The 21878-nt window shown below is 63.5% G+C and carries 21 protein-coding genes and 3 pseudogenes; 15 read left to right on the top strand and 9 right to left on the bottom strand.

Annotation, left to right across the window (positions count from 1 at the left end):
- Positions 1-59 precede the first annotated feature (59 nt).
- Both QCM77_RS19875 and QCM77_RS19870 read left to right on the top strand, forming a co-directional pair.
- Positions 60-386, top strand: a complete 327-nt coding sequence (locus QCM77_RS19875; RefSeq protein WP_279684567.1) for a type II toxin-antitoxin system HigB family toxin — start codon at positions 60-62, stop codon at positions 384-386.
- Positions 373-753 (top strand): helix-turn-helix domain-containing protein, encoded by a 381-nt coding sequence (locus QCM77_RS19870; RefSeq protein ID WP_279684566.1) that lies wholly within the window; start codon positions 373-375, stop codon positions 751-753. Before QCM77_RS19875 ends, QCM77_RS19870 begins: the two co-directional genes overlap by 14 nt.
- A 78-nt stretch (positions 754-831) precedes the next feature.
- Here the strand turns inward: QCM77_RS19870 and QCM77_RS19865 are convergent, their stop codons facing one another.
- Both QCM77_RS19865 and QCM77_RS19860 read right to left on the bottom strand, forming a co-directional pair.
- Positions 832-1080 (bottom strand): type II toxin-antitoxin system Phd/YefM family antitoxin, encoded by a 249-nt coding sequence (locus QCM77_RS19865; RefSeq protein ID WP_279684564.1) that lies wholly within the window; start codon positions 1078-1080, stop codon positions 832-834.
- The gene (locus tag QCM77_RS19860; RefSeq protein ID WP_462676346.1) at positions 1077-1370 is read right to left on the bottom strand and encodes a type II toxin-antitoxin system RelE family toxin; all 294 of its coding nucleotides are present in this window, start codon (positions 1368-1370) and stop codon (positions 1077-1079) included. The genes QCM77_RS19865 and QCM77_RS19860 overlap by 4 nt, the downstream gene beginning before the upstream one ends.
- A gap of 213 nt (positions 1371-1583) precedes the next feature.
- Here QCM77_RS19860 and QCM77_RS19855 point away from each other — a divergent pair, with 213 nt between their 5' ends.
- Positions 1584-2441, top strand: a complete 858-nt coding sequence (locus tag QCM77_RS19855) for a hypothetical protein (protein ID WP_462804336.1) — start codon at positions 1584-1586, stop codon at positions 2439-2441.
- Between the two features lie 37 nt (positions 2442-2478).
- Here the strand turns inward: QCM77_RS19855 and styB are convergent, their stop codons facing one another.
- A complete protein-coding gene (gene styB, locus QCM77_RS19850) occupies positions 2479-2964 on the bottom strand; it encodes a styrene monooxygenase NADH-dependent flavin reductase subunit StyB (protein ID WP_279684562.1) in 486 nt (161 codons plus the stop codon).
- Positions 2965-3009: 45 nt separating this feature from the next.
- On the bottom strand, positions 3010-4260 hold the full coding sequence (gene styA / locus QCM77_RS19845) for a styrene monooxygenase subunit StyA (protein ID WP_279684560.1): 1251 nt from the start codon (positions 4258-4260) through the stop codon (positions 3010-3012).
- Between the two features lie 62 nt (positions 4261-4322).
- Here styA and QCM77_RS19840 point away from each other — a divergent pair, with 62 nt between their 5' ends.
- The 4 genes from QCM77_RS19840 to QCM77_RS19825 all read left to right on the top strand — a co-directional run bounded on the left by QCM77_RS19840 (position 4323) and on the right by QCM77_RS19825 (position 6500).
- Positions 4323-4577 carry a LysR substrate-binding domain-containing protein gene (locus QCM77_RS19840; protein ID WP_279663338.1) on the top strand — a complete coding sequence of 85 codons (255 nt, stop codon included), beginning with the start codon at positions 4323-4325 and terminating at the stop codon, positions 4575-4577.
- A 30-nt stretch (positions 4578-4607) separates the two neighbouring features.
- A complete protein-coding gene (locus QCM77_RS19835) occupies positions 4608-5630 on the top strand; it encodes an LLM class flavin-dependent oxidoreductase (RefSeq protein ID WP_279663339.1) in 1023 nt (340 codons plus the stop codon).
- A gap of 225 nt (positions 5631-5855) precedes the next feature.
- Entirely contained in the window at positions 5856-6143 is a 288-nt protein-coding gene (locus QCM77_RS19830; protein ID WP_279663340.1) for a type II toxin-antitoxin system ParD family antitoxin, read from the top strand.
- Between the two features lie 6 nt (positions 6144-6149).
- Positions 6150-6500, top strand: a complete 351-nt coding sequence (locus tag QCM77_RS19825) for a type II toxin-antitoxin system RelE/ParE family toxin (RefSeq protein ID WP_279684559.1) — start codon at positions 6150-6152, stop codon at positions 6498-6500.
- Positions 6501-6531: 31 nt separating this feature from the next.
- Here the strand turns inward: QCM77_RS19825 and QCM77_RS19820 are convergent, their stop codons facing one another.
- Complete coding sequence (locus QCM77_RS19820) at positions 6532-6969, bottom strand: TetR family transcriptional regulator (RefSeq protein WP_279663342.1); 438 nt, start codon at positions 6967-6969, stop codon at positions 6532-6534.
- A gap of 257 nt (positions 6970-7226) precedes the next feature.
- On the opposite strand from QCM77_RS19820, the gene QCM77_RS19815 reads away from it, so the two are divergent.
- Positions 7227-7691: a DUF2846 domain-containing protein gene (locus QCM77_RS19815; protein WP_279663343.1), complete on the top strand. Its 465-nt coding sequence runs from the start codon at positions 7227-7229 to the stop codon at positions 7689-7691.
- 28 nt (positions 7692-7719) lie between these two features.
- Complete coding sequence (locus tag QCM77_RS19810) at positions 7720-8796, top strand: M48 family metallopeptidase (RefSeq protein ID WP_279684558.1); 1077 nt, start codon at positions 7720-7722, stop codon at positions 8794-8796.
- 9 nt (positions 8797-8805) lie between these two features.
- Here the strand turns inward: QCM77_RS19810 and QCM77_RS19805 are convergent, their stop codons facing one another.
- From QCM77_RS19805 to QCM77_RS19790, 4 genes are all read right to left on the bottom strand, one after another.
- Positions 8806-9033, bottom strand: a complete 228-nt coding sequence (locus QCM77_RS19805; RefSeq protein ID WP_347882388.1) for a hypothetical protein — start codon at positions 9031-9033, stop codon at positions 8806-8808.
- Positions 9034-9068: 35 nt separating this feature from the next.
- Positions 9069-10388 (bottom strand): aminotransferase class V-fold PLP-dependent enzyme, encoded by a 1320-nt coding sequence (locus tag QCM77_RS19800; RefSeq protein WP_279684557.1) that lies wholly within the window; start codon positions 10386-10388, stop codon positions 9069-9071.
- 103 nt (positions 10389-10491) lie between these two features.
- Complete coding sequence (locus tag QCM77_RS19795; RefSeq protein WP_279684556.1) at positions 10492-10833, bottom strand: putative antibiotic biosynthesis monooxygenase; 342 nt, start codon at positions 10831-10833, stop codon at positions 10492-10494.
- Between the two features lie 228 nt (positions 10834-11061).
- Positions 11062-11220, bottom strand: coding sequence for a hypothetical protein (locus QCM77_RS19790; protein ID WP_279684555.1), 159 nt, complete (start codon positions 11218-11220; stop codon positions 11062-11064).
- 477 nt (positions 11221-11697) lie between these two features.
- Between QCM77_RS19790 and QCM77_RS19785 the strand changes: the two genes are divergently transcribed.
- The 6 genes and pseudogenes from QCM77_RS19785 (at position 11698) to QCM77_RS19760 (ending at position 21847) form a co-directional block, all read left to right on the top strand.
- On the top strand, positions 11698-13992 hold the full coding sequence (locus QCM77_RS19785; RefSeq protein ID WP_279684554.1) for an MHYT domain-containing protein: 2295 nt from the start codon (positions 11698-11700) through the stop codon (positions 13990-13992).
- Positions 13993-14814: 822 nt separating this feature from the next.
- A pseudogene (locus QCM77_RS19780) lies at positions 14815-15480 on the top strand (autotransporter-associated beta strand repeat-containing protein); the annotation flags it as partial.
- A gap of 933 nt (positions 15481-16413) precedes the next feature.
- Positions 16414-17940: pseudogene (locus QCM77_RS19775) on the top strand (autotransporter outer membrane beta-barrel domain-containing protein); the annotation flags it as partial.
- Positions 17914-19449 carry an autotransporter family protein gene (locus tag QCM77_RS19770; protein ID WP_462804340.1) on the top strand — a complete coding sequence of 512 codons (1536 nt, stop codon included), beginning with the start codon at positions 17914-17916 and terminating at the stop codon, positions 19447-19449. The pseudogene QCM77_RS19775 and the gene QCM77_RS19770, both read left to right, overlap by 27 nt.
- A gap of 206 nt (positions 19450-19655) precedes the next feature.
- A pseudogene (locus QCM77_RS19765) lies at positions 19656-19855 on the top strand (transposase); the annotation flags it as partial.
- Positions 19856-20140: 285 nt separating this feature from the next.
- Positions 20141-21847, top strand: coding sequence for an ethylbenzene dehydrogenase-related protein (locus tag QCM77_RS19760; RefSeq protein WP_279684552.1), 1707 nt, complete (start codon positions 20141-20143; stop codon positions 21845-21847).
- The last annotated feature ends 31 nt before the right edge of the window (positions 21848-21878 follow it).

Genomic DNA, 21878 nt, shown 5'->3' with positions numbered 1-21878 from the left:
ACTTGTCATCGCGAACGCGCCATGTTGCGCCCATTTTGGGCGCATGATAACGTGACCGCATGCGGATCATTGCCCGGCGCACGTTGCGGGAGTTCGTCGGCGCACGGCGGGGATACAAGGACCACGACGCGCTGAAGGCCGCCCTTGATGCGTGGTTCGATGAAGTCAAAAAAGCGCGATGGTCGAGCGCAGCGGGCATCAAACGCAGCTACGCGACCGCCAGCATCATCTCGGCCGACCGGGTTGTGTTCAACATCAAGGGCAACGACTATCGGCTGGTCGTCGCCGTCGATTTCGAGAAAAGTATCGTGTGGATCAAGTGGATCGGCACGCACCGGGACTACGACAAGATTGACGTAAGGGAGGTTCGACATGGCGGCGACTGAGATCAAGCCGATCCGGACGAAGCGCGACTATGATGGCGCACTCAAGGAAGTGGAACGCCTCTGGGGCGCGAAGTCGGGCACACCTGAAGGCGATCGGCTGGACGTGCTCGCCACTCTCATCGATGCATACGAAACTGAGCGCTATCCGATGGATCCGCCCGATCCCATCGAGGCCATCAAGTTTCGCATGGAACAGCAAGGGCTGACGCGACGGGACCTGGAAGAGATTATTGGTACGCGGACCCGCATCGCCGAGGTCCTGAACCGGAAACGCGGATTATCGATCACGATGATCCGCCGCCTTCACGAGCGACTGGGCATCTCCGCGGATGTGCTGATCAGACCAAGCCGGAAAAAGGCGGCGTGACGAAATCGTTGCTCCGTCGGGCAACACAGGAGCAGGATGGCATCGTCGAGTGTGTGGGTTCAGCGAGCCCCTACCGCTCTACTCGGTATCGATATCCTCAAGCTTCACACCGGGTGCCGCGCGCAAGCTGTTCCGCGCCTGTTCAACGCGTTGCAGGAAGCGGGGATCATGCTCCAAACGGTACTCGAACCAATTGTCCTCCGATTCGAATCCGATCAACACGCCAGCCGGCTTGCCGTGACGCGTGATGACAATCTCCTGCGTCTCGGCCTCACGGAGATAGCGGGACAGATCATCCTTGATCTCGGAGAGTGGGACCTTTTTCACTCCGGATTTCCGAACTGTGCGAGCCATGACTCGGCCTCCGATTTAGCAACGATCGCCAGAATTTCGACGGTCGTGTGAGGAACATCGTAGAATACCCGGACTTCGCCTACGCGCCGCCTGTATTGGGGCCGACGCGAACCCCGCAATTTCTTGATCCGGCTGCGGCTGACTTTCTCGGGCTCGTGCCTCAGATGCGTTTCCAGTGCAGTTCGAACGGCCGCGCGGACATGTGCTCTCAGGCGCTGGAAATCTTCAACTGCTTCTGGAGCAAAGATGACATCGAAAGCCATTCTGGCCAGATTATAGCCAGAATTACCACGCTCGTCAAAATGTCAGAGCAACCGCACGGATTGCCCTATCCTGGGACTATGCCGATTCCACCACAGCTATGGTCCTTCACCGAGCGGCACCAACGGTTCTTCGAGGCAAAGGAATGTCTTGCCGCGGATCATTCGCGATGCAGCGGTCGGATTGTGCGCGCTCACATCATTGCTCGCTCCCAATTGAAGCAGATCGCGCGGAACGGCCACGTCGTTGCCGTCCCAAACTCGTTGCTCGCCGTTATGAGGATGCAGCGGACAGGGTTCAAGGTGGAAGAGATCGGCGTCGGCGAGTTCTCGACGATGAACTGCTTCTGCGCTGACCACGACAAGACTCTCTTCGCGCCAATCGAAGATGCATTACTCAACTTCTCATCCCAGCAGCTGGCGCTACTCCATTATCGAGCAATCGCCGCTGAGTTTCATCAGCGTAGAAATCAACAAGAGTCGGCAGCCTCAGAACTGGATTGGGAATCTGACAAACCGCCGGATGTCAGATTCTCCTGGATTGACAGATGTAGCAGGAAGGCCTCTGAGGAAGCTTACTACGCGCTGTTTCGTACTGAGAAGCTGATTACGGCTCGACGTTTCGAGGATGTCGGCAGTCTGGTCGTACGCTTCGACGCGCCACCTGCTGTGATGTCTGTAGGCGCCTTCCGACCGCAATACGATTTCGCCGCACGGCGCGTTCAGAACTTCGCCCTTCCATGTTGCTACTTGGCGATGCACTTGCTGGCGGCTGATGGCGCGGCAGTGCTGGCGTTCACTTGGCTGCGAGCGAACTCCGCAGCGGAGCAGTTCGTCCGCTCCTTTGCCGCCCGAGCTAGGGAGCAGATGGCATCGCTCGCCGTCCAATGTGCCTTCGAGCACATCGAACACACATGCATGTCTGATACATGGTGGAGCAACCTGGAGCGTCCGATGCGAGCCGCGCTTCTTGAGCGCGTCAGGCGCGCGAATTCCTTGGCTTACCGCCGCTCGCCCCGTTGCTTATCCTATCGCATACCCTATGCTGACTGGCCTGTCGCGGACGTCCGGTAGTCACAGCATTCCATGAGAGCGACCGCGTCGCAGCCCCTCACCGATCCACCGGCACGCCCGGCCCGAGATGATAGCGGCTGGAAAAGAACACCAGCGGCGTGGTGTCGCGGTAGTCGCAGGTCGAGACTTCGGCGATGATCAGCGTGTGGTCGCTGACATCGACGTGCTGGGTGACCTCACAGGCGAAATAGGCGATGCATCCCTGAAGGCGCGGCAGGCCGTCGACGATCTCGTAATCCGGAGTAGCGCCGGCGTTCGGGTGGCTCGCGAAATGCCTCGAAAGATCCCGGCCATGGTCCGGCAGGACGTTGACGGAATAGCGTCCGGTTGCCGAGATCGCCCGGTGCACCCGTCCCGGCATGACGGAGACCAGCACGGTCGGTGGCGAAAGGCTGACCGTGACAAAACTGTTTGCAGTCATGCCGCAGACACGGCCGTGCTCATCCAGCGCGGTCAGCACCGCGACCCCGGTCGCAAATCGCGACGCAGCTTCGCGAAACGACGCTGGACTGGCGCGCTGCATGACAGTCTCCGCTCGCGAAGTGGAAGGGGGTCGCGCCATTGATCCTCACGCAATGGCCCTGACGGGCTCTGATGGCACCGACATGCGTTCGATCCAGGCCTGGATGCGCTGCGGCGTGGAGATGCGGTCCCACTGACGGTCCGGGTAGTTGAAATTCTCGGTGAACTCGTTCGCCAGCGCCGGATTCTGGCTCATCGCGCCGATCAGCATGCCCAGGGCTTCCGTCGGCGGCTGCAGCATCACGTTGGTCCAGCGCGACGCCGCCAGCACGCGATCCTGCCGTTTCAAATCGATCTTCTCGCAAAGGCGCGCGTCGAGCGCATCGGCGCTGATGATCTCCTCGCCGAGCACAAAGGCCGCATAGGAGGCGACGTTGGCGCCCTGGCCCATCATGGGATCGACGATCGCATGGACGTCGCCAAGCGCGATCGCGCATTTGCCGTCGTCGAATTCGACCACCGTATCGCGTACGGTCGGGACCACGCCGCCTTGCAGCAGATCCTGCGGCTGGGCGAGATCGAAGCGTGCCGTGTCGATCCGGTCGTAGGTCGTCGGATGATGCTTCTCAAGCTTGCCCAGCAACACCTTCAAGAAGTTTTTCGGGTTGTCGTCGTAGCTGAGCGTCGCCAGCTCCTCCATGTCGCCGCCCGGCACGTTCTCCATCAGCAGCGCGTTGGCGATGCCGCCGAAGGTGATGGTCGGGATCACGATCATCTCGCCGTGGCCGGGCGACACCGAGAGCGTGACGTTCATGGGATCGGGCTGCCGCACACCGGTGTAGAGCCCGACGCACAGCCGCCGTTGCGGCTGCGAGTAGGGCGTGTGGTCCGGCCGGTACGAGAAGAGCTGACCCAGCGGGCCCTTGCCGGTCGAGACGACCAGCAGATCGAAACGGGCGACCAGCGGACGGATGTCGCGCTCCTCGATGCGGCGATATTCGATTCTACCGCCGCGCTTCATGAAGTCCTGCATCAGCGCGGGGAGATAAATCCGGTAGTCGACGGCGCGGCTCGGCTTCGAGAAATCACCGCGAAAGCGCAGCGGCTGGGGGAAATTGAAGACGTGGTCGTGATAGTCATAATGGTCCTTCGGATCAGTCCAGTGATTGACGCCGAGATAGTCCTCGCGCGCAAGGGTCACGTGGTGATGCGCGACGGTGTTGAGGAGCCGGATATTGCGATAATCCTCCGGCGGCCGGTCGGTGATGACAGTGGCATCGACGCCATGCTTCTGAAGGTAGAGCGCGAGATGCAGGCCTGCGATTCCGGCGCCGACAATTCCGATGTTGTGAGCCACGTCGTTCCCTCCCCTGATTTCCTACCCTGTCACGGCTTGTTTTGAGGGAGCCTAGCGATGCGATGCAGGAGGCGACGATGCATCATCTCGGCATCGCCATCCTGCCCGACTGGAATGCCGCGGACGGCCTTCGCAGCGGCGAGCTCGAGCATCTGCTTCCGGACTACGCCATCGCCCCACTGCCCTTGCATGCGGTCTATCCGGAGACGCACTGGATGTCGCTACGTGCGCGAAGCTTTCTGGATCTTCTGGTCGAACGCGCCGAGCACTTTGCGGGTGGCCCATCGGATACCCAAGCCGCCAGCGCAGGCGGTTGACGCAGCTCCTGCCATCATTAAATGACCCCCATGAAGAAAATCGGATTCCTCTCCTTCGGGCACTGGACGCCCTCGTCGCAGTCGCAGACCCGCTCGGCGGCGGATACGCTGCTGCAATCCATCGAGCTTGCGGTTGCAGCGGAGCAACTCGGCGCCGACGGCGCCTATTTCCGCGTGCACCATTTCGCGCGACAGCTTGCTTCGCCCTTTCCGCTGCTTGCAGCCGTCGGCGCCAGGACCAGCAAGATCGAGATCGGCACGGCCGTGATCGACATGCGCTACGAGAACCCGCTTTACATGGTGGAGGACGCGGGCTCCGCCGATCTCATCGCCGGCGGGAGGCTTCAGCTCGGCATCAGCCGCGGCTCGCCCGAGCAGGTGATCGACGGCTGGCGCTATTTCGGCTATCGGCCGGCCGACGGCGAGAGCGACGCCGACATGGGCCGGCGCCATGCGGAGGTCTTCCTGGACCTGCTGCGCGGCGAGGGTTTTGCAGAGCCCAATCCGCAGCCGATGTTTCCAAATCCCCCGGGGCTCCTGCGCCTCGAGCCGCATGCGCAAGGCCTGCGCGAACGGATCTGGTGGGGCGCCGGCTCGAACGCCACCGCGGTGTGGGCAGCGAAGCTCGGCATGAATTTGCAGAGCTCGACGCTCAAGAACGACGAGACCGGCGAAGCCTTCCATGTGCAGCAGGCCGCGCAGATCCGTAGCTTTCGCGCGGCGTGGAAGGAGGCCGGCCACACCCGCGAGCCGCGCGTGTCCGTCAGCCGCAGCATCTTCGCGCTGATCGACGATCGCGACCGTGCCTATTTCGGCGGCGAGCGCGGAGGCGAAGACCAGATCGGCTTCATCGACCCGCGGACGCGGGCGATCTTCGGCCGGAGTTATGCGGCAGAGCCGGATGCCCTGATCGAGCAGTTGCGGCAGGACGAGGCGATCGCGGAGGCGGATACATTGCTGTTGACGGTGCCGAACCAGTTGGGCGTGGCGTACTGCGCACATGCGATTGAGGCGATCCTCACCCACGTGGCGCCGGCGCTGGGGTGGCGCTGAGACAGTCTACCTGCTCACCGCGCAAGTCAGGCCATCTCCTGCTGACCCCTGATCTTCTCGAGCCAGGAAGTGAGCATCAACAGCCATGCAACGACATTGTCATTTGGTCCGGCGCGGCCAAGCCTAACCCATCCAAACTGGCGCGCGGTCTCGTTGATTGCGAGGTTGAAGCGACAGGACCCTTGTGGCATATTATGCCATAAGGTCCGAACAGCGAGGACGATGATGCCAACGAGAAACGTTGTGCTGACGAAACGCCAACAGGAACTCATTGAAACCCTCGTCGAGTCCGGCCGCTACCAGAACGCCAGCGAGGTGCTGCGGGATGGGCTGCGACTGGTGGAGCAACGCGAGGCCGAGGACGCTGGCAATCTTAAGGCGTTGCGCGCCGCAGCTCGCCTCGGCATCGGGTCATTGGAGCGAGGCGAATTCAAAGAGTTCAGGACGATCGAAGACTTGCAAACCTATCTGACTGATCTCTCGGAGAAGGTCATCTCCGGAACAGTTGAATAAAGCCGTATGGCCCGGCAGCAATGGCGCGTTCGCCTCGGCGCTGCCGCTGAAGTCGACTTTGCGAATATTCTCAAATGGACCACCGAGAATTTCGGGCCGCGACAATCGCGCGTTTATCGGGACATGCTGGTTCAGGCCATCAGCGAACTCGCCAACGGCGCCGAGGTTGCGGGCTCCAAAACCCGAGACGAGATCGCGCCGGGTCTTCGCACGCCCCACATTGCACGACACGGTCGGCGCGGAAGCCACTTCCTCATGTACCGCGTCGCGCCGGAGAGCACGATCGAAATCGTGCGAATTCTTCACGATAGGATGGACCTTCGGCGCCACATTCACACCGACGAGAGCGGGACATGATCTCCGGTCAAGGCCATGCGATGATCCCCCCTCACCCCGTCTTCACGCTCGCATCGATCAGCAGCTTCGCGGCCGCCAGCGCCGATTGCGCGGGACCGTCTTCCGACTGCTGGCCGGTGACGTAGACGCCTTCGATCAGCAACAGCAGGGCGTCGCCGAGCACGGCCGGCTGACGCGCGCCCATGGCGGCGGCGAGCTCGCGCAGGCGCTTGCGGAAGACTTTCTTGTGCGCTTCGGCGACCTGGCGGGCCGGATTGTCCCGCGCCGGGTATTCCACCGCGGCGTTGCTGAGGCCGCAGCCGCGATAGCCCTTGCGCACGGCGCGCGGCGCTAGCTCGCCGATATAGGCGAGCACGTGGTCGCGCGCATTGCTGTAGGACTTGCCGCCGGGGTGCTCGAAGCTCTCCCAGAAGCTCAAATCGTAGTCGCGTAAATAGGCGGCCTGCGCCGCCTTCTTCGCCGGCTTCATGCGCTCGACGCAGGGTGATTATTGGCAAGCCTTCATGATCGCAGGCGCAACGGGCATCGTCGCAGCCGTGCTGTCGCTGATGATCGGCCGGCGGCCGGTGCAGCCGGCGCTGGCTCCGGCGTGAGCCGCACACATCTTCTCAGATGTCCCGGATGGAATTGCCGCGGCCTCCTGTCAGTCGACCGGAGGTCGCAGTTGACTTCAGTCACTACCCTGACAATGATGCGGCGGGGACATTGGAATGATCAGGGGCTGGAATGCGTGGTGGGTATCTGGGGATTTTTTTCGTCGCTGCGTTACTTTCCGGATGTGCATCGGGTCCAACGGCCAACGTAGCTCTGACGGACAACGTCAAGCCAAGCGGCTCACGCCTCATCATCTATCGTACGTCGTCCCTGGGATTTGCGGTCCAGCCTAACTATGCCGTCGACGGACGCGTAATCGGCGGCAGCCAGGCCGCAGGATTCGTGGCTTGCGATCTACCTCCGGGCCGCCACGAGGTCGCCGTCAACAATTTACCGCTGAGCACCAATCTGTTCGGGCAGGGAAGCGAGAAGGTGAGCCTCGATCTGCGCGCTGGGAGCACCACGTACCTCTCCGCCCAGCCGCAGATGGGAATCGTGACACCCGGCGCGATCACGCTGATCCAGGTCACGGAAAGCCAAGGCCGCACCGACGTCGCCAGCCTGCGTCAAAGTACTGGATCATGTGGAGCGGCGTGATCCGGTTCACTTCCCGGTCAAAGCGCGGATGAATCGCCTTGTCCTGAAGATCATCCTGCGTCTCGGTCGCTACGCAGTGGTTCCGGTCGTCGCGCTGGCCTGCGCGATCCTGGCGATCTGGCTGATGGCCATGGATCGCTTCACGGTCACGGCGCTGGTCACGGCACCCGTCGTGTTCTCGATGTTCATGGGCGCATTGGCGCTCATGATTGGCCTCCTGCTTCTGCCCGCGCGTAAGCATCGGGATTTTGAGGCGAACGATGAGACCGCCCCAGGCCTTTGGGCGATGTGGAAGGAACTCGATCACAACTTCGTCCGGTCGCGGCGCACCCTGCTGATCAACACCGATTTCAATGCCTCAATCGGCGAAGTGAGCCGATACGCCGGGCTGTTCAGGCGACATGTCACGATGACCGTCGGCCTGCCGTTCCTGATCGTTCTCGACGAGCGCGCGATTCGTGCCATCGTCGCCCATGAAGTGGCACATGCCCAGCTCCGGCACACCTCGGGAAGCATCAACCTCGCGGATTTTATCGCGGCTTCGGAGAATGTCTTCTTCTACGCCAATCCAGAATGGACCATCACCGGACGTATCGTCCGAGCGCTGCTCCATTCCATGATCGCATGGCTCGAGAAGGAATATCGCGCACTATCGCGGGAGAACGAACTCGGCGCAGACCTCGGCGCAGCCGAACAGGTCGGACACGCCGAGATGGCGCGCGCCCTGGTGCTGACGGAAGCGTGCGGGACGCGTCTCACCGATCTCGTATACGCTCCTCTGGAGAAGGAAGTGCTGGGCGCCAGCAATGCACCACGCCCACCCCTTGAGCGCGTCTTCGAGCAGCTTGGGGACATCAGGGCGCCGGAGCCGATGGCCGCAGCCGCCATCGCCGGTCTGACGCGTGAGCACGATCCGGACGCGACGCATCCGCCGTTCGCCACGCGGCTTGCCAATCTCGGATACACCGACATTCCTGACATCGACGAGGTCAGGACGTCCGCCATCGACCAGCTTCTGTCGCGGGATGCAGCAAAGGACATCGCCGCGCGTTTCGACGTAGAGTGGCGGAAGAAGGCGCAAGCCTGGGTCAGCGTCGGCCGGTGAGCGCCGTCACTACTGATACTTCAACACGCCCCTGCTGGCGTAGCTGCGCGTGAAGTTCGAGAACTCGCCTAAGAACGTCGCGGCTACGGACCAACCGTTGAGCCAAGTCTTCTCAGCCGACGCCGTGACGCGCGCGGCATCAGTGGCCTGCGCCGCGCCGGAAACTGCGTTGGCATTGAAGCGCACCTGCAGATGATAGCGGGTCGCGATGAAGCAGGCAGCCTCACCTGTGCTCATCCATGCTTTGGAAGCCCGCTGAGCCGCGCGCGGGTTCACCCCGTCTTCGTTCCCGTGATGACGGCGAGCGCTTCGACGAGGCGGTCGAGATCGGCCTCCTCGGTGTAGAGCGCCGGCGTCACACGGATGCACTGGCCTTTGGCGACGCCGGCCCGGCGCACGGTCAGGATCTTGTAGCCGTCCCTGAGCTTCGCCACGGTGGCGTCGTTGTCGGCCTTGCTGGTCTTGCCGGCAAGGCGGAACGATGTGAGCGCTCCATAGAGACCGGGCTCGTCCGGCGTAAGGATCTCGATATCCTTGAAGCCACGCACGCGGCTGACCCAATAGTCGCGCAGATAGCGCAAACGGGCCTGCTTCGCCGCCGCGCCGATCTGCTGATGCAGCGCCACGGCCGCGGGCACCGTCAGCACCGTCGCGAAATTGACCGTGCCGGTGTGCACCCGCGAGCGGATGTCGCTTTCCGCAAAATCCTCGTCACCCATGTCGCGGTCGATGTCGGCGAGGCGGTCCTTTCTGATGTAGAGGAAGCCCACGCCGACCGGGGCGCCGATCCATTTGTGCAAATTGAAGCCGACGAAATCGACCTCAAGCTCACCCACCCTGAAGTCGATCTGCCCCCAGGAATGGGCGGCGTCGAGGATGGTGTCGATGCCCCTCGCTTTGGCCATGCGGGCGATCTCGGCGACCGGCATGACGAGGCCGGTGCGATGGCTGACATGGGTGAGGAGGAGAAGCCTGGTCTTCGGATTCGCCTCGATGGCGCGGGCATAGGCGTCGAGCACGCTCTGGCGGGTGGCCGGCTCCGGCACTTCGAACTTGACCACGTCGACGCCGCGGAGCGCCCTAAGCGCGTTCATCGCATACTGCATCGAATCGTAGTCGAGGTCGGCGTAGAGCACGCTGTCGCCGGGCTTGAGCCTGTTGTAGCCGCCGATGAGGAGCTGCAGCGCTTCGGTCGCGCCGCGGGTCAGCGCGATCTCATCGGGCGCTGCGCCGACCGCCTGCGCCACCTTGGCGCGCACGGCCTCGAAATCCGCCCCCGAACGCTGCCGCGCGTAATAGGAATTCTGGTAATTGACCATGTCGGACTGGCGGATGAACTCGCGCCGCACCGGCTCGGCCATGATGCCCCAAAAGCCGTTCTCCAGATTGACGACATCCGGCGTCACGGCATAGAGCCCCTTCACGGCCGTCCAATAGGCTTTGTCGCTGGCGATTGCGGCCGCCGCTCCGGTCGGCTGCGCCGGCAGGCCGTCGGCCGCCATGGCCGGCGCCGCCAGGGCGGTGACGGCTGCGGCCGCGAAGCCTTTCAGGATCGATCGTCGGTCGGACGAAATTGACTCAGTCAGATGCATATCAATCTCCACGATGCCCGGCGAAGGGAGCAGCGATCAATAGAGCGCGAATGACGGAGCGATGACAGTTCGATGATGCCCGGTCCGCCCGGTTACATTTCGGTCATGCCCCGTCGATCGCCTCCGGCATCGACGCCACGGGCCATCGGGAGACGTCCGCCATCGCAAGCAATTCCAGCTTCGCGGAAGATTTTTCCAATAGCCAGGCTTGCGCAACGCGCCGGGGATCATTGCGATAATCCTGAAGGTCAGCATCGGACGCGAAGCTGACGATGTGCACCTCCATGGTGCCATCAGGATTTCGAAGACGACGCTCCAAGTGCCCGTTGAACGCGGGCAACAGCGGCAAGACGGCATCCTCGTAGGCGCGAAAGTCCGCGATACCCTCAGGCGGTATCCGGACGATGAGCACCAGCCTTACGCGGTCAGTCTGACGGGCCATCATCGCAATCCCGAGCCGAGATCGTCGCGCATTGGTGACGCGCCATCCTGCGGTCGCCGCCTCACGGCGTCAATGACGGCTCCGGGGCATTTGCGCCGGGAGGGATACCGCATAGGGAAGAGAAGCTGGCAAGCCGGTTTCGCTGTGGCCCTCCTTCGGGACGCCCGCTGTGGGCGGGCTCCTCAGGACGAGGCGATGTTTCGCGGCGAAGCGTGGTTTACGCGCGCGCTCTCAAAACAAGGCCGCGTTGATAGCCTGTCCGTAGATCATCGCGACCACGAGAGAGAGCAGTAAGCCTGCGCCCGAGAAGATCGCGAGGACTTTTAGAGTTTCGACATCAACGTTGGTTCTCGTCGCGCGGGATATCGCCTTTGCCAGTGCAGCCAACATCGCCAGCTCCGAACAGGCCGCGCGGAGGCACGGCCTGTTCCATCTAGCGTCATTGGGCGCCGTTTGCGTGTGAAGCAGATTACAGGCGATCGTGGGTGCTGCACCTCAGGCACGAGGCCACGGCCGACGTCTGCCGCCACCGGTTCGACACCGGGTTTTGCCATGGCTGATGACGCGCTCCAACCGACTGATCTGCGACCGCCTGCGATTCCGCGCTATCGGCGCGTGACGGGGGCCGCCCGTCATGCAGCTTGGGCGGGAACCGGCCGACTTGCTGCCACCTTTGCGATGCAGGCTTCTGGCCGGTACTATTCTCAACTGATTCTCGTCTGACAAAGGGTACGGATGCCGCGGCCATCATCGATGCGGTCATGTCTGACGGGAACAATCTTGGTGCCGAAGACGATTTCGGCTCGTGGGGGAGGACAATTTGCGGGAACGCGAACGCGAACGTAAGTTCGGCTAGCGTCAGCCGAAATGCATCATCATGCGGCTTTTCACGATCCCGTTCTGGTCGCGTTATCGATTCTGATCGCGGCACTCGCCTCCTATACGGCATTGGACCTGGCGACCCGAATGCGAGCTGCTTCGGGGAGGGCCCGCCGATCCTGGCTGGTAGCCGCTGCGGTCGCCATGGGCGGCGGCATCTGGTCCATGCACTTTGTCGGCATGCTGGCGTTCAGCCTGCCCGGAATCGAGATCTCGTACGACCCATTCCTGACTCTGCTCTCGCTGGTCATTCCGATTGTAGTCGCCGCTGCCGCCTTTGCCGTTGTCGGACGACGCCCACGGGCGCTCCTCGCATCCGGCTTCGCGATGGGACTTGGTATCTCCGGCATGCACTATACCGGCATGGCCGCGATGCGGATGGCGGCCCTCATCGCGTACGATCCGCGATGGGTTGTGCTCTCGATCCTGATCGCGATCAGCGCCTCGATCGTGGCGCTCTGGCTCGCCTTTCGCAACACCAACGCGGCCCAGCGGCTGTTCGCGGGATTGGTGATGGGCCTTGCGATCTCCGGCATGCACTACGCCGCGATGGAAGGCGCCATGTTCCTGCCGACGAGCACCATGGCCCGGCAGGCCGGACATCTCGGCGTCGGGCAGGCGCCGCTCGCGTTCCTGCTCGCCGGCATCACCATTATGATCCTGAGCATCGGGATCGCGGCTGCCGTCTATGACAGGGCTTCCGCGGAGCGCGCCCAACGCGAGGCCGACGCACTGAGGCGCAGCGAAGAACGCTTTCGGCTCCTTGTCGAAGGTATCGTCGACCACGCGATCTTCATGCTGGATTCGGACGGGCGCGTGGGCAACTGGAATCTCGGCGCGCGCCGGCTGATGGGCTATGGCAATGACATCGTAGGGACGAGCTACACCATTTTTCATACCGACGAAGATCGCGCCGCCGGCGCGGCCGCGCGCGCGCTCGTTGAAGCCGAGCGGGAGGGCAAGTCCGCAATCGAAGGCTGGCGTGTGCGCAAGGACGGCAGCCGCTTCTGGGCGGAAGCAACCATCGTTGTGGTACGGAACGAGAGCGGCGCAATCGCCGGCTTTGCGAACATCGTGCGCGACGTCAGCGAAAGGAGACGGGCGCAGGAAGCACTGGATCGGGCGCGCGAAGCGCTGATGATGTCGCAGAAGATGGAGACCATCGGCCAGCTCACCGGCGGCGTGGCCCACGACTTCAACAATCTGCTCGCGGCCGTTCTCGGCAGCCTCGAGCTTCTGAAGAAGCGCCTGCCGTCGGGCGATCCGAAGATCGAGCGCCTGGTGGAGAACGCGATGCAAGGCGCGCAGCGGGGCGCCTCCCTGACCCAGCGCATGCTCGCTTTTGCGCGTAAGCAAGATCTCAGGCCGGCGGCCGTCGATGTCCGCGAGTTGGTGCACGGCATGGCGTCATTGTTGAAATTCGAGGCCGGCATTCGTGTCGAGACGCTGTTTCCGATGGACCTGCCGAAGGTGAGGGTCGACGCGAACCAGCTCGAACTGGCTGTCCTCAACCTGGCGGTCAACGCGCGCGATGCGATGCCGGACGGTGGCCTGATTACCATCGCCGCGCGCGAGGAACAGGACGATGGCGGGCTTTCGAACAGCGGCTATGTTGCGCTCTCGGTGAGCGACACGGGTTGTGGCATGAGCGACGAGATCCTCAAGCACGCGCAGGAGCCGTTCTTCACGACCAAGGGCGTCGGCAAAGGCACCGGGCTCGGTCTGTCAATGGTTCACGGACTTGCCGAACAGTCCGGCGGCAGGCTCGTATTGAAGAGCCGTCCTGGCGAGGGCACGACAGCCGACATCTGGCTGCCGATCGCCGAGGAGACCGCGGTGCCGGACCTGCGCACGGAGGCTCCGGCACCCGTAGCTCGGGCCAGCCGGCAGCTTTCCGTGCTTGTGGTCGACGACGACCTCCTGGTGCTCGAGAACACCGCAGCGATGTTGGATGATCTTGGGCACATCGTGGTCGAGGCGCGCTCGGGCGACGAGGCACTGGCTTTGCTCCGCCGCACGCGTACCGTCGACCTGGTCGTTACCGACTATGCCATGCCTGGCATGACCGGACTGCAGCTGGCCAGCGCTGTCGCCGCGGAGCGTCCCGAGACGATCATCCTCCTGAGCACGGGATACGCGGAGCTTCCCAGCGATGCGCGATCCAGCCTGCCGCGCTTGTCAAAGCCATTCGACCAGGCCGCGCTCGCGAAGGCTATCGAGGCGGCGATGCACGAAGAAGGGCCGACCGGATCCATCGTCGCGTTTCGGCCGAAGAGCGCGTGAATGCCTGATGATGAATGGCGCGCCGAGGCCGATGAAGATGGGCACTATTGCTTCGCGTGGCGCTATGACGCCGGAGCCTATCAGACGCGAGAACCCGGGAGTATGCGGCCACGCTAGCGCTGCGCACGGGTGGCAGTCCCGACACTCTCAATGGACAACGTGCCGGAGCATTCCAGAGCCGGGTGATATCCGTTGCTGAGGGCAACCTCGGAAGCCGACGGTTCTTTCCTCTTGCTGCCACAGGTCATCCTCGGAATGAGCCTGTCACCGCAATTGCCGTGTCTCATTCCAGGGTGCAGTCCAGTGCACGTAACTGTCATCGCGATTCACCGAGATCGCGAGTGGTGTGGGAAACGGCAGCCATCGGCACGCCAAAGCGGGGCTTTGGCAAACTGGCGCGCTACGGCCGATGAAGATGGGAACTACGTGTTCGCCGTGGCGCTTTGATGCACCGGCCGCCCAAGCGATCCAGCCGGATAACCTGCGACGGACTGCGATCTTGCGCGCTCACGGGCGGCTGCCTCCGTGTTCACGTGAAGCCTTGAAATTGTCTCGATTTGAATCAGCGTTGCGCCGCGGTTACACGCGGCGAGTTCCGTTACGACTTTAGGGTTTATTTGTTGCCGATTGCTACTGACCAACCTACGTTGCATTATTCGGCATGACATCCCGGATGCGTTCGCACATTCGGAAAAGGGGCTGAGCGGAATGCGCTTGCCGCGTCGCTAAGCCCTGCAGGAAAGAACCGGTCGCGCCTTCAGCGATCAGCGGCCGCACGAACAGACACGCAGAAAAGAGCTGAGGCCCGTACGGGGGGAACTCATGATCACTCGTCGCTGCGCTCGCTTCGCGACGAACTGGCTCGCCGGTGCGGAGGAAGGCGGCCGATCGCTGCGACGACGATTGATGATGGTGTTGCGGCGGGCACACCAGTCCCTCGGCCTGCGGCGTGATCGGCTCGGTCTCGGTGCGCTTGGCATCGGCGGTGTTGCGCTCACCTTGGCGCGCAGCGGAATATTGGTCGCCCTGCTTGGCCTTGCCGCTACACCGGCGCACGCGATCGATTACTTTTGGGACATCAATGGTGCCACCGCGGGCGCCGGCGGGACGACACCGAGCGGAACCTGGAGCGCCGGCGGCACGACGCTCTCCACCAGCTCCACCGGCACCACGGCGACAGGCGCGGTCACCACGACGACCGCGGATCGCCTGTTCTTCTCGGCCGGAACCGACGCCACCGGCGCCTATACGGTGACGGTGAACGGAACGCAGAACATCAACAGCCTGATCTTCCAGGAAGGCACGGCAACCCTGACCGGCGGCACGCTGACGCTGGGCGGCGCGACCCCCACCATCACCAACACTGCGTCCGCGACCATCAGCTCCGTCATCGCCGGCACCGCGGGCCTGACCAAGGCCGGCGCCGGCACTCTGACGCTGAGCGGCGCCAATACCTTCAGCGGCGGCATCGATGTCAATGCCGGCACCCTGAACGTCACCGCCGACGCCGCACTCGGCGCCGCCGCCAACGGCATCACGCTGGCCAACGGCACCCAACTCGGTAACACCACCAACTCTGCGCTGCTCGCCAGCCGGCTAGTCACCCTCACCAGCGGCAGCGCCACCGTGACCGGCCGCGTGGGCGCGGCCCGTTACACCGGCGCGGGCGGGCTCAACGTGTTGGGCACCGGATCCGCGTTCAACAACGTCACCCTGAGCAACAACGCCAACGACTACACCGGCCAGACCCGGTTCACCGGGACGGGCGGCACCCATTCCTTCAGCTCCGTCGGCGATTTGGGCGTGGCCAGCGCGCTGGGCGCGCCGACGACGGTCGCCAACGGCACCATCCTCGTCGCCCTCACCAGCGGCGTCTCGACCATCGCCTACACCGGCACAGGCGACAGCAGCAACCGCAACTGGACCTTCCAAGCCTCGGGGGCGGGAGGGGCCGATACCCGGCTGCGCAATTCGGGCAGCGGCACCTTGACGCTGACCGGCGCCATCACCTTGACCGGCAGCAACACCGCCACGTCGAACTTCGACGCCGTTTCCGGCGATCTGGCCTTGCTCGGCGCGATCACCGACGGCGTCCTAATAAGAGCCGTTTCCTTTACCGGCGCCGCCGGGCGGACCATCACGCTCGGCGGCGCCAACGACTGGGGCTCCGTCACCTCCATTTCGGGCGGGGTGACGGTCGTGGCCCCCGTGCTGGCGAATCTGGGCGTCGCAAGCTCCATCGGCGCCGGCAATGGCGGCATCAACCAGGTCGGCATCAACGGCGGCAGCATCCTGAGTTACACCGGCGCGGGTGCCAGTTCCAACCGCGGATGGAGCCTCACCAGCGGCACCCTCAGGAACAACGGCTCGGGGGCGTTGACGCTCTCCGGCGCCGTGGCGCTCCCGGGCGCGGGGACGCTGGGCGGCAGCTTCACCGGCGTCAACAGCCTCTCCGGCGTTATCTCCGGCGTGGGCGCGCTCGCCGTCAATACGGCCGGCACATGGGCCCTCACGGCCGCCAATACGTATACGGGCGGCACGACGATCAGCGCCGGAACCCTGCAGCTCGGCAATGGCGGCACGAGCGGCAGCATCGTCGGCAACGTGGTCGACAACGGAGTGCTGGTGTTCAACCGCTCCGACGCGGTCACCTTCGGCGGGCTGATCTCCGGCACGGGCGTCGTGAACCAGATCGGCAGCGGCACGACTGTGCTTACCGCCGCCAATAGCTATGGCGGTCCAACCACGATCTCCGCCGGCAGCTTGATCGTCAACGGCGACCAGACCGCGGCCACTGGCCTCACCGCGGTGAACAACGGCGGAGCGCTCGGCGGCAACGGCGTCATCGGTGGCAGCGTCGCTGTGGCCAATGGCGGCACACTGGCGCCCGGCAATACCGGCGGGGTTCCCGGCACCTTGACGATTCAGCAGAACCTCGCGCTCAGCAGCGGATCGGCGCTGAACTACAATTTCGGCCAGGCCAACGTCGTCGGCGGGGCCCTGAACGATTTGACCAAGGTCAACGGCAATCTCACGCTCGATGGCACGTTGAATGTGACGGTGTCGCCGGGCGGCACGTTCGATCCGGGCATCTACCGGGCCATCAGCTACAATGGCTCCCTGACCAACAATGGTCTGCAGGTCGGCACGATTCCATCGCCGGATTTCTTCGTCCAGACCTCGATCGCCAACCAGGTCAATCTCGTCAACACCGCGGGGCTGACGCTGAACTTCTGGGACGGCGCGGCTGGCCCGAGGAACAACGGCGTGGTCAACGGCGGCAACGGCATTTGGCAGAACTCCGCCGGCAATGACAACTGGACCACCGGCACCGGGACGGTGAATGCGCCATTCACCGACGCCGCATTTGCGATCTTCGCCGGGATCGGGGGAACGGTGACGGTCGACAACAGCCTCGGACAGGTCACGGCCGCGGGCATGCAGTTCGCCGCCGATGGCTATCACTTGACCGGCGGTGCCATCGCCTTGTCGGGTTCGCCGACGTCGATCATCCGCGTTGGCGATGGCACGCTGACGGGCGCAAGCTTCATTGCGACGATCGACAATGTGCTGAGCGGCAACACCCAGCTGGTCAAGACCGATCTCGGCACGCTGGTTCTGACCGGCGCCAATACCTATACCGGGGGCACCGCGGTCCAGGGCGGCACGCTGCGCATTTCCAGCGATGCCAATCTGGGTGCGGCAAGCGGCGGGGTGACCCTCGATAGCGGTACGCTGCAGACCACCGCCAGCATTGCCAGCAACCGTCTCGTCAGCCTGCCGGGCACCGGCACGTTCCTGACCGACTCCGCTACCACGCTGACGCTCAACGGCACGCTGACCGGTGCGGGCGGCTTCGTGAAGGACGGTACCGGCACGCTGCTTCTGAACGGCGCTGCCACCAACGCCGGCAGCACGACGGTGGCAGCCGGCACGTTGCAGGCGGGCGCAGCGAACGTGTTCAGTGCGGCGTCGGCGTTTTCGGTCCTGAGCGGCGGCGCGCTTGACCTCAATGGCCACGACCAGACTGTCGCATCGCTTGGCAATGCGGGCACCGTGAGCCTGAACGGCGCTCCCGGCACGACCCTGACCGTGACCGGGGATTATGTCGGCGGGAATGGCCTGCTTCGTCTCAATACCGCTCTGGGTAGCGACGCTTCAGTGACCGACCGCCTCGTGGTTCAGGGCAGCACTTTGGGTGCTACGGCCTTGCGGGTCGCCAATGTCGGCGGCACTGGAGCGCCGACCGTCGAAGGCATCAAGGTCGTCGATGTCGGCGGCGCCTCGAATGGCATCTTCGCGCTGCAGGGGAATTACGTCATTCAGGGCCAGCAGGCAGTGGTCGGCGGCGCCTATGCCTATACGCTACAGAAGAACGGCGTCAGCACGCCGACCGATGGCGACTGGTACCTGCGCTCCAGCCTCGTCAATCCGCCGCCGCCCGCAGCACCTCCCGGCCCGCTCTATCAGCCCGGTGTTCCGCTGTACGAAAACTATGCCCAGGTCTTGCTCGGCCTGAACGAGTTGCCGACATTGCAGCAGCGCGTCGGCAATCGCTATTGGGGCGGCAGCGATGCCATGGCGCGCGCAGGTATCGCGCCGGTGCCGGGTGACGGTTCGCCGGCGCCCTCGGCATTCTGGGGCCGCATCGAAGGTCGGCGTGCCGACCTGCAGCCCTCCAACACCACCGGCTCGACCTACACCGCCGATCAGATGAAGCTGCAGGCGGGCCTCGACGGTGTTGTGCTGGAGAATGAGCGGGGCAGGCTGATCGTCGGCCTCACGGCGCAATATGGTCTGACCACGGCCAACGTCGCGTCGTTCTTCGGCAACGGCCGGATCCGCGTCGAAGGCGCAGGCGTCGGCGGCACCCTGACCTGGTATGGCGACAACGGCTTCTATGTCGACGGCCAGGCGCAGTCGATGTTCTACCACAGCGATCTTTCTTCAGTGCTGGTTGGCAGCCTGACGCACGGCAATGAAGGGCTGGGCTATGCCTTCAGCGTCGAAACCGGCAGGCGGATCGCAGTCGGCAACGGCTGGTCACTGACACCGCAGGCGCAGCTAGCTTATTCGAAGGTCGATTTCGACAGCTTCGCCGATCGGTTCGGCGCGCGGGTGTCGCTGCGCGATAACGACAGCTTGGTCGGCCGCGCCGGACTTGCGCTCAGCCATCAGAAGACCTGGAATGACGGCTCGGGCATCACGCGCTCCGACGTCTACGGCATGGCCAATGTCCACTACGGGTTTCTCAACGGTACGAGCGTCGATGTGGCCGGCACCGGCTTCGCCAGCGCTCAAGACCGGCTGTGGGGCAGCATCGGCGGCGGCGGCACCTACAGCTGGGCCAATGGCCGCTATGCCATCTTCGGCGAAGTCTCCTACAATGCGAGCCTCGCTGGTAGCTCTGATAGTCACAGCTACAAGGGCACAGGCGGCTTCCGCATCGTTTGGTGAGCGGACACGCTGGTTGCGCGGTGCCAGAGCCCTCAATAAACTTGCTGACCGAAATGGCGCGCCATTCAGAACAAAACCGCGAACTCATATATAATTGAAATTATTATATAAATTCAAGCTGCTGGGGAGGATCGACTCACTGAAGGCTACCTACCTCCCCCAACGGTTTCCGCCGAGTTTATGATGGACGTGGTTTAGCGACCCGCCGCCTTGGCTTCTTCGGCGACCACGCCCATCTCGCCAAATCCCAATGCTTCGCAGCCTTTCTGGCGCCACTGCGCAAGCGGAGTGGGTCGTCTACGCAACGCGGCCGTTCGGCGGGCCCGAGGCCATGCTCGCCTATCTGTCGCGGCACACCCACCGCGTTGCCATCGCCAACAGCCGCCTGATCGCCTTCGACCAGCAGGTGTCACCAAGGGGGAGCAAAACTGCCCGTCAGAAATCCCGCGGAAACCTCGTGATGCTCGCGCCTTCTCGAATGGTTAAAGGACGGCCGACCGGGGACGAATTGTCGCGAAACGAACGATCTCGCCAGACTCGATAACTTGCTTATGATATCGCGGAGGTAGTTTGTTCGCAGCTGTCCGCTTTTTCCGGGAGAAGCGAAAAGCGGGTGCTGTGGCTCTGCCGATTTACCGTGGGTAAGCTTTGTGCAATGAAAAATGACACCGCTCGAACGAACGCCGACGCCTTGACCGAGAGAAGCCTCGCTCAAACAAAGCCTCACGAAGGCCCGCCACGCACGGATGTCGGGACGATAACGCTCCATTGGGCGACCGCGCTCGCGTTCGTCGTAAGCCTCGTTACCGGCCTACGCATCGCAGCGGACGCGCTGCACGCCCCCTTCTCGAAATGGCTCGCTCCCGTCCTGCCGCAGGGCGAGATCTTTTCCTGGCATTTGCTCGCCGGACTCGCCGTCTTCTTCTGCGGGTCGGCCTACGTCGCCTACCTCGCGCGCAGCGGCCTCGTCGAGCGCAACAGCCCCAAGAAGACGCGGATTCTCGCGATGCGCGCTCCGGCTCGCCTCAAGTGGGGAGCCGTCAACGTCATCCTGCACTGGTTCGTCTATGCGCTCGTGATCTTCCTCACGGCGACGGGCGTCATGATGTATCTCGGCTATGGCGGCTGGTGGGCTTATCTCCACTCGACCGCCGCCTTCGTCGCGCTCGTCTATATCTTCGCGCATGTCGCCGCGCACTATCTCTATGGCGGCTGGCTGCAGATTTTCCGCGTGTTCCGGCCGACCCCGCTCGCGATCACGAAGGCCGTGCGGCCGAGGCCTCTTCTCGTCGCCGCTGCAATCGGGGTGGCAGTCGCGTGCGGCGTCGCCGGGGTCGACTGGGCGACGCGCGATGCGCTCGTCGTCGCGCGGGTGAGCGACGCGCCCAAGCTGGACGGCGCCATGGGCGATCCCGCCTGGTCGCGCGCACGCCCCGTCTTCATCCGCACGCAGCAGGGTGCCAATCTCGACGGATCGGGCGAATCGCTGGTGGAAGTGCGCGCCCTGCATGACGGGCAGAAGATCTATTTCGCCTTCCGCTGGGACGATCCCACGCGCTCCCTGCGCCGCATTCCGATCATCAAGAAAGAGGATGGCTGGCACGTCCTCGACGAGCGTGCGGGCCTGCAAGACTCCGTCGACTTCTATGAGGACAAACTGGCCGTCATTTTCTCGGATAACCCATCGCTCGGCGGCGCAGGCGCGACGGATCTCGGCGCCAACCCGCTGCCCGGCAAACCGATGCCGATCAACAGCCGGGGCTTCCACTTCACGACGGATGGCAGCTACATAGACATGTGGCAGTGGAAGGCGTCGCGTGGGGGCATGCTCGGGCGTGTCGATAGCCAATATATCGGCCCGCCCTACGCCCCGACCTTGGACGAGCAAAATTACGATGCCCGCTACCAAGGCGGCTATTGGAACAAGCCTGGTCGCTCTCTTTATTCGTATAATTTCAAGTTCATCCACAAGAACGACAAGGGGCCCGTCACGGTTCTGCGGCTTCCCAAAGACTGGACGGCGCAGGTCGCAGCCCTCGGCAAATTCGATCTCAATCCCGACAGCAGCGACGACGAGAACGGCCGCTGGTACATGTTCGACTGGGAGAGCGAGCCCTACACGCCACAGGCCGACGCGAGGATTCCCGTTGGCACGATCCTGCCTGGCGTGATTATTGCCGGCGACACCGAAGGAGAGCGGGCCAATGTCACCGGGGTTTCAAAATGGAGCAACGGACATTGGACGCTCGAGCTGACGCGCAACATGAAAAGCGATGGCAGATATGACAAAGGCTTCGTGCCAGCCCGCGATCTCTACATGTGGGTCGCTGTCTTCGACCATGCACAGACGCGGCATGCGACCCATAACCGCCCGGTGCTTGTCGTCACGGAGAAATAGGCGTCTCATGGTGGGCGACGCGCTCGACCGG

It is taken from the genome of Bradyrhizobium nivariense (genome assembly GCF_029846695.2).
In the GTDB taxonomy this organism is placed as follows: domain Bacteria; phylum Pseudomonadota; class Alphaproteobacteria; order Rhizobiales; family Xanthobacteraceae; genus Bradyrhizobium.
This window is presented reverse-complemented; position numbering and strand designations above follow the sequence as displayed.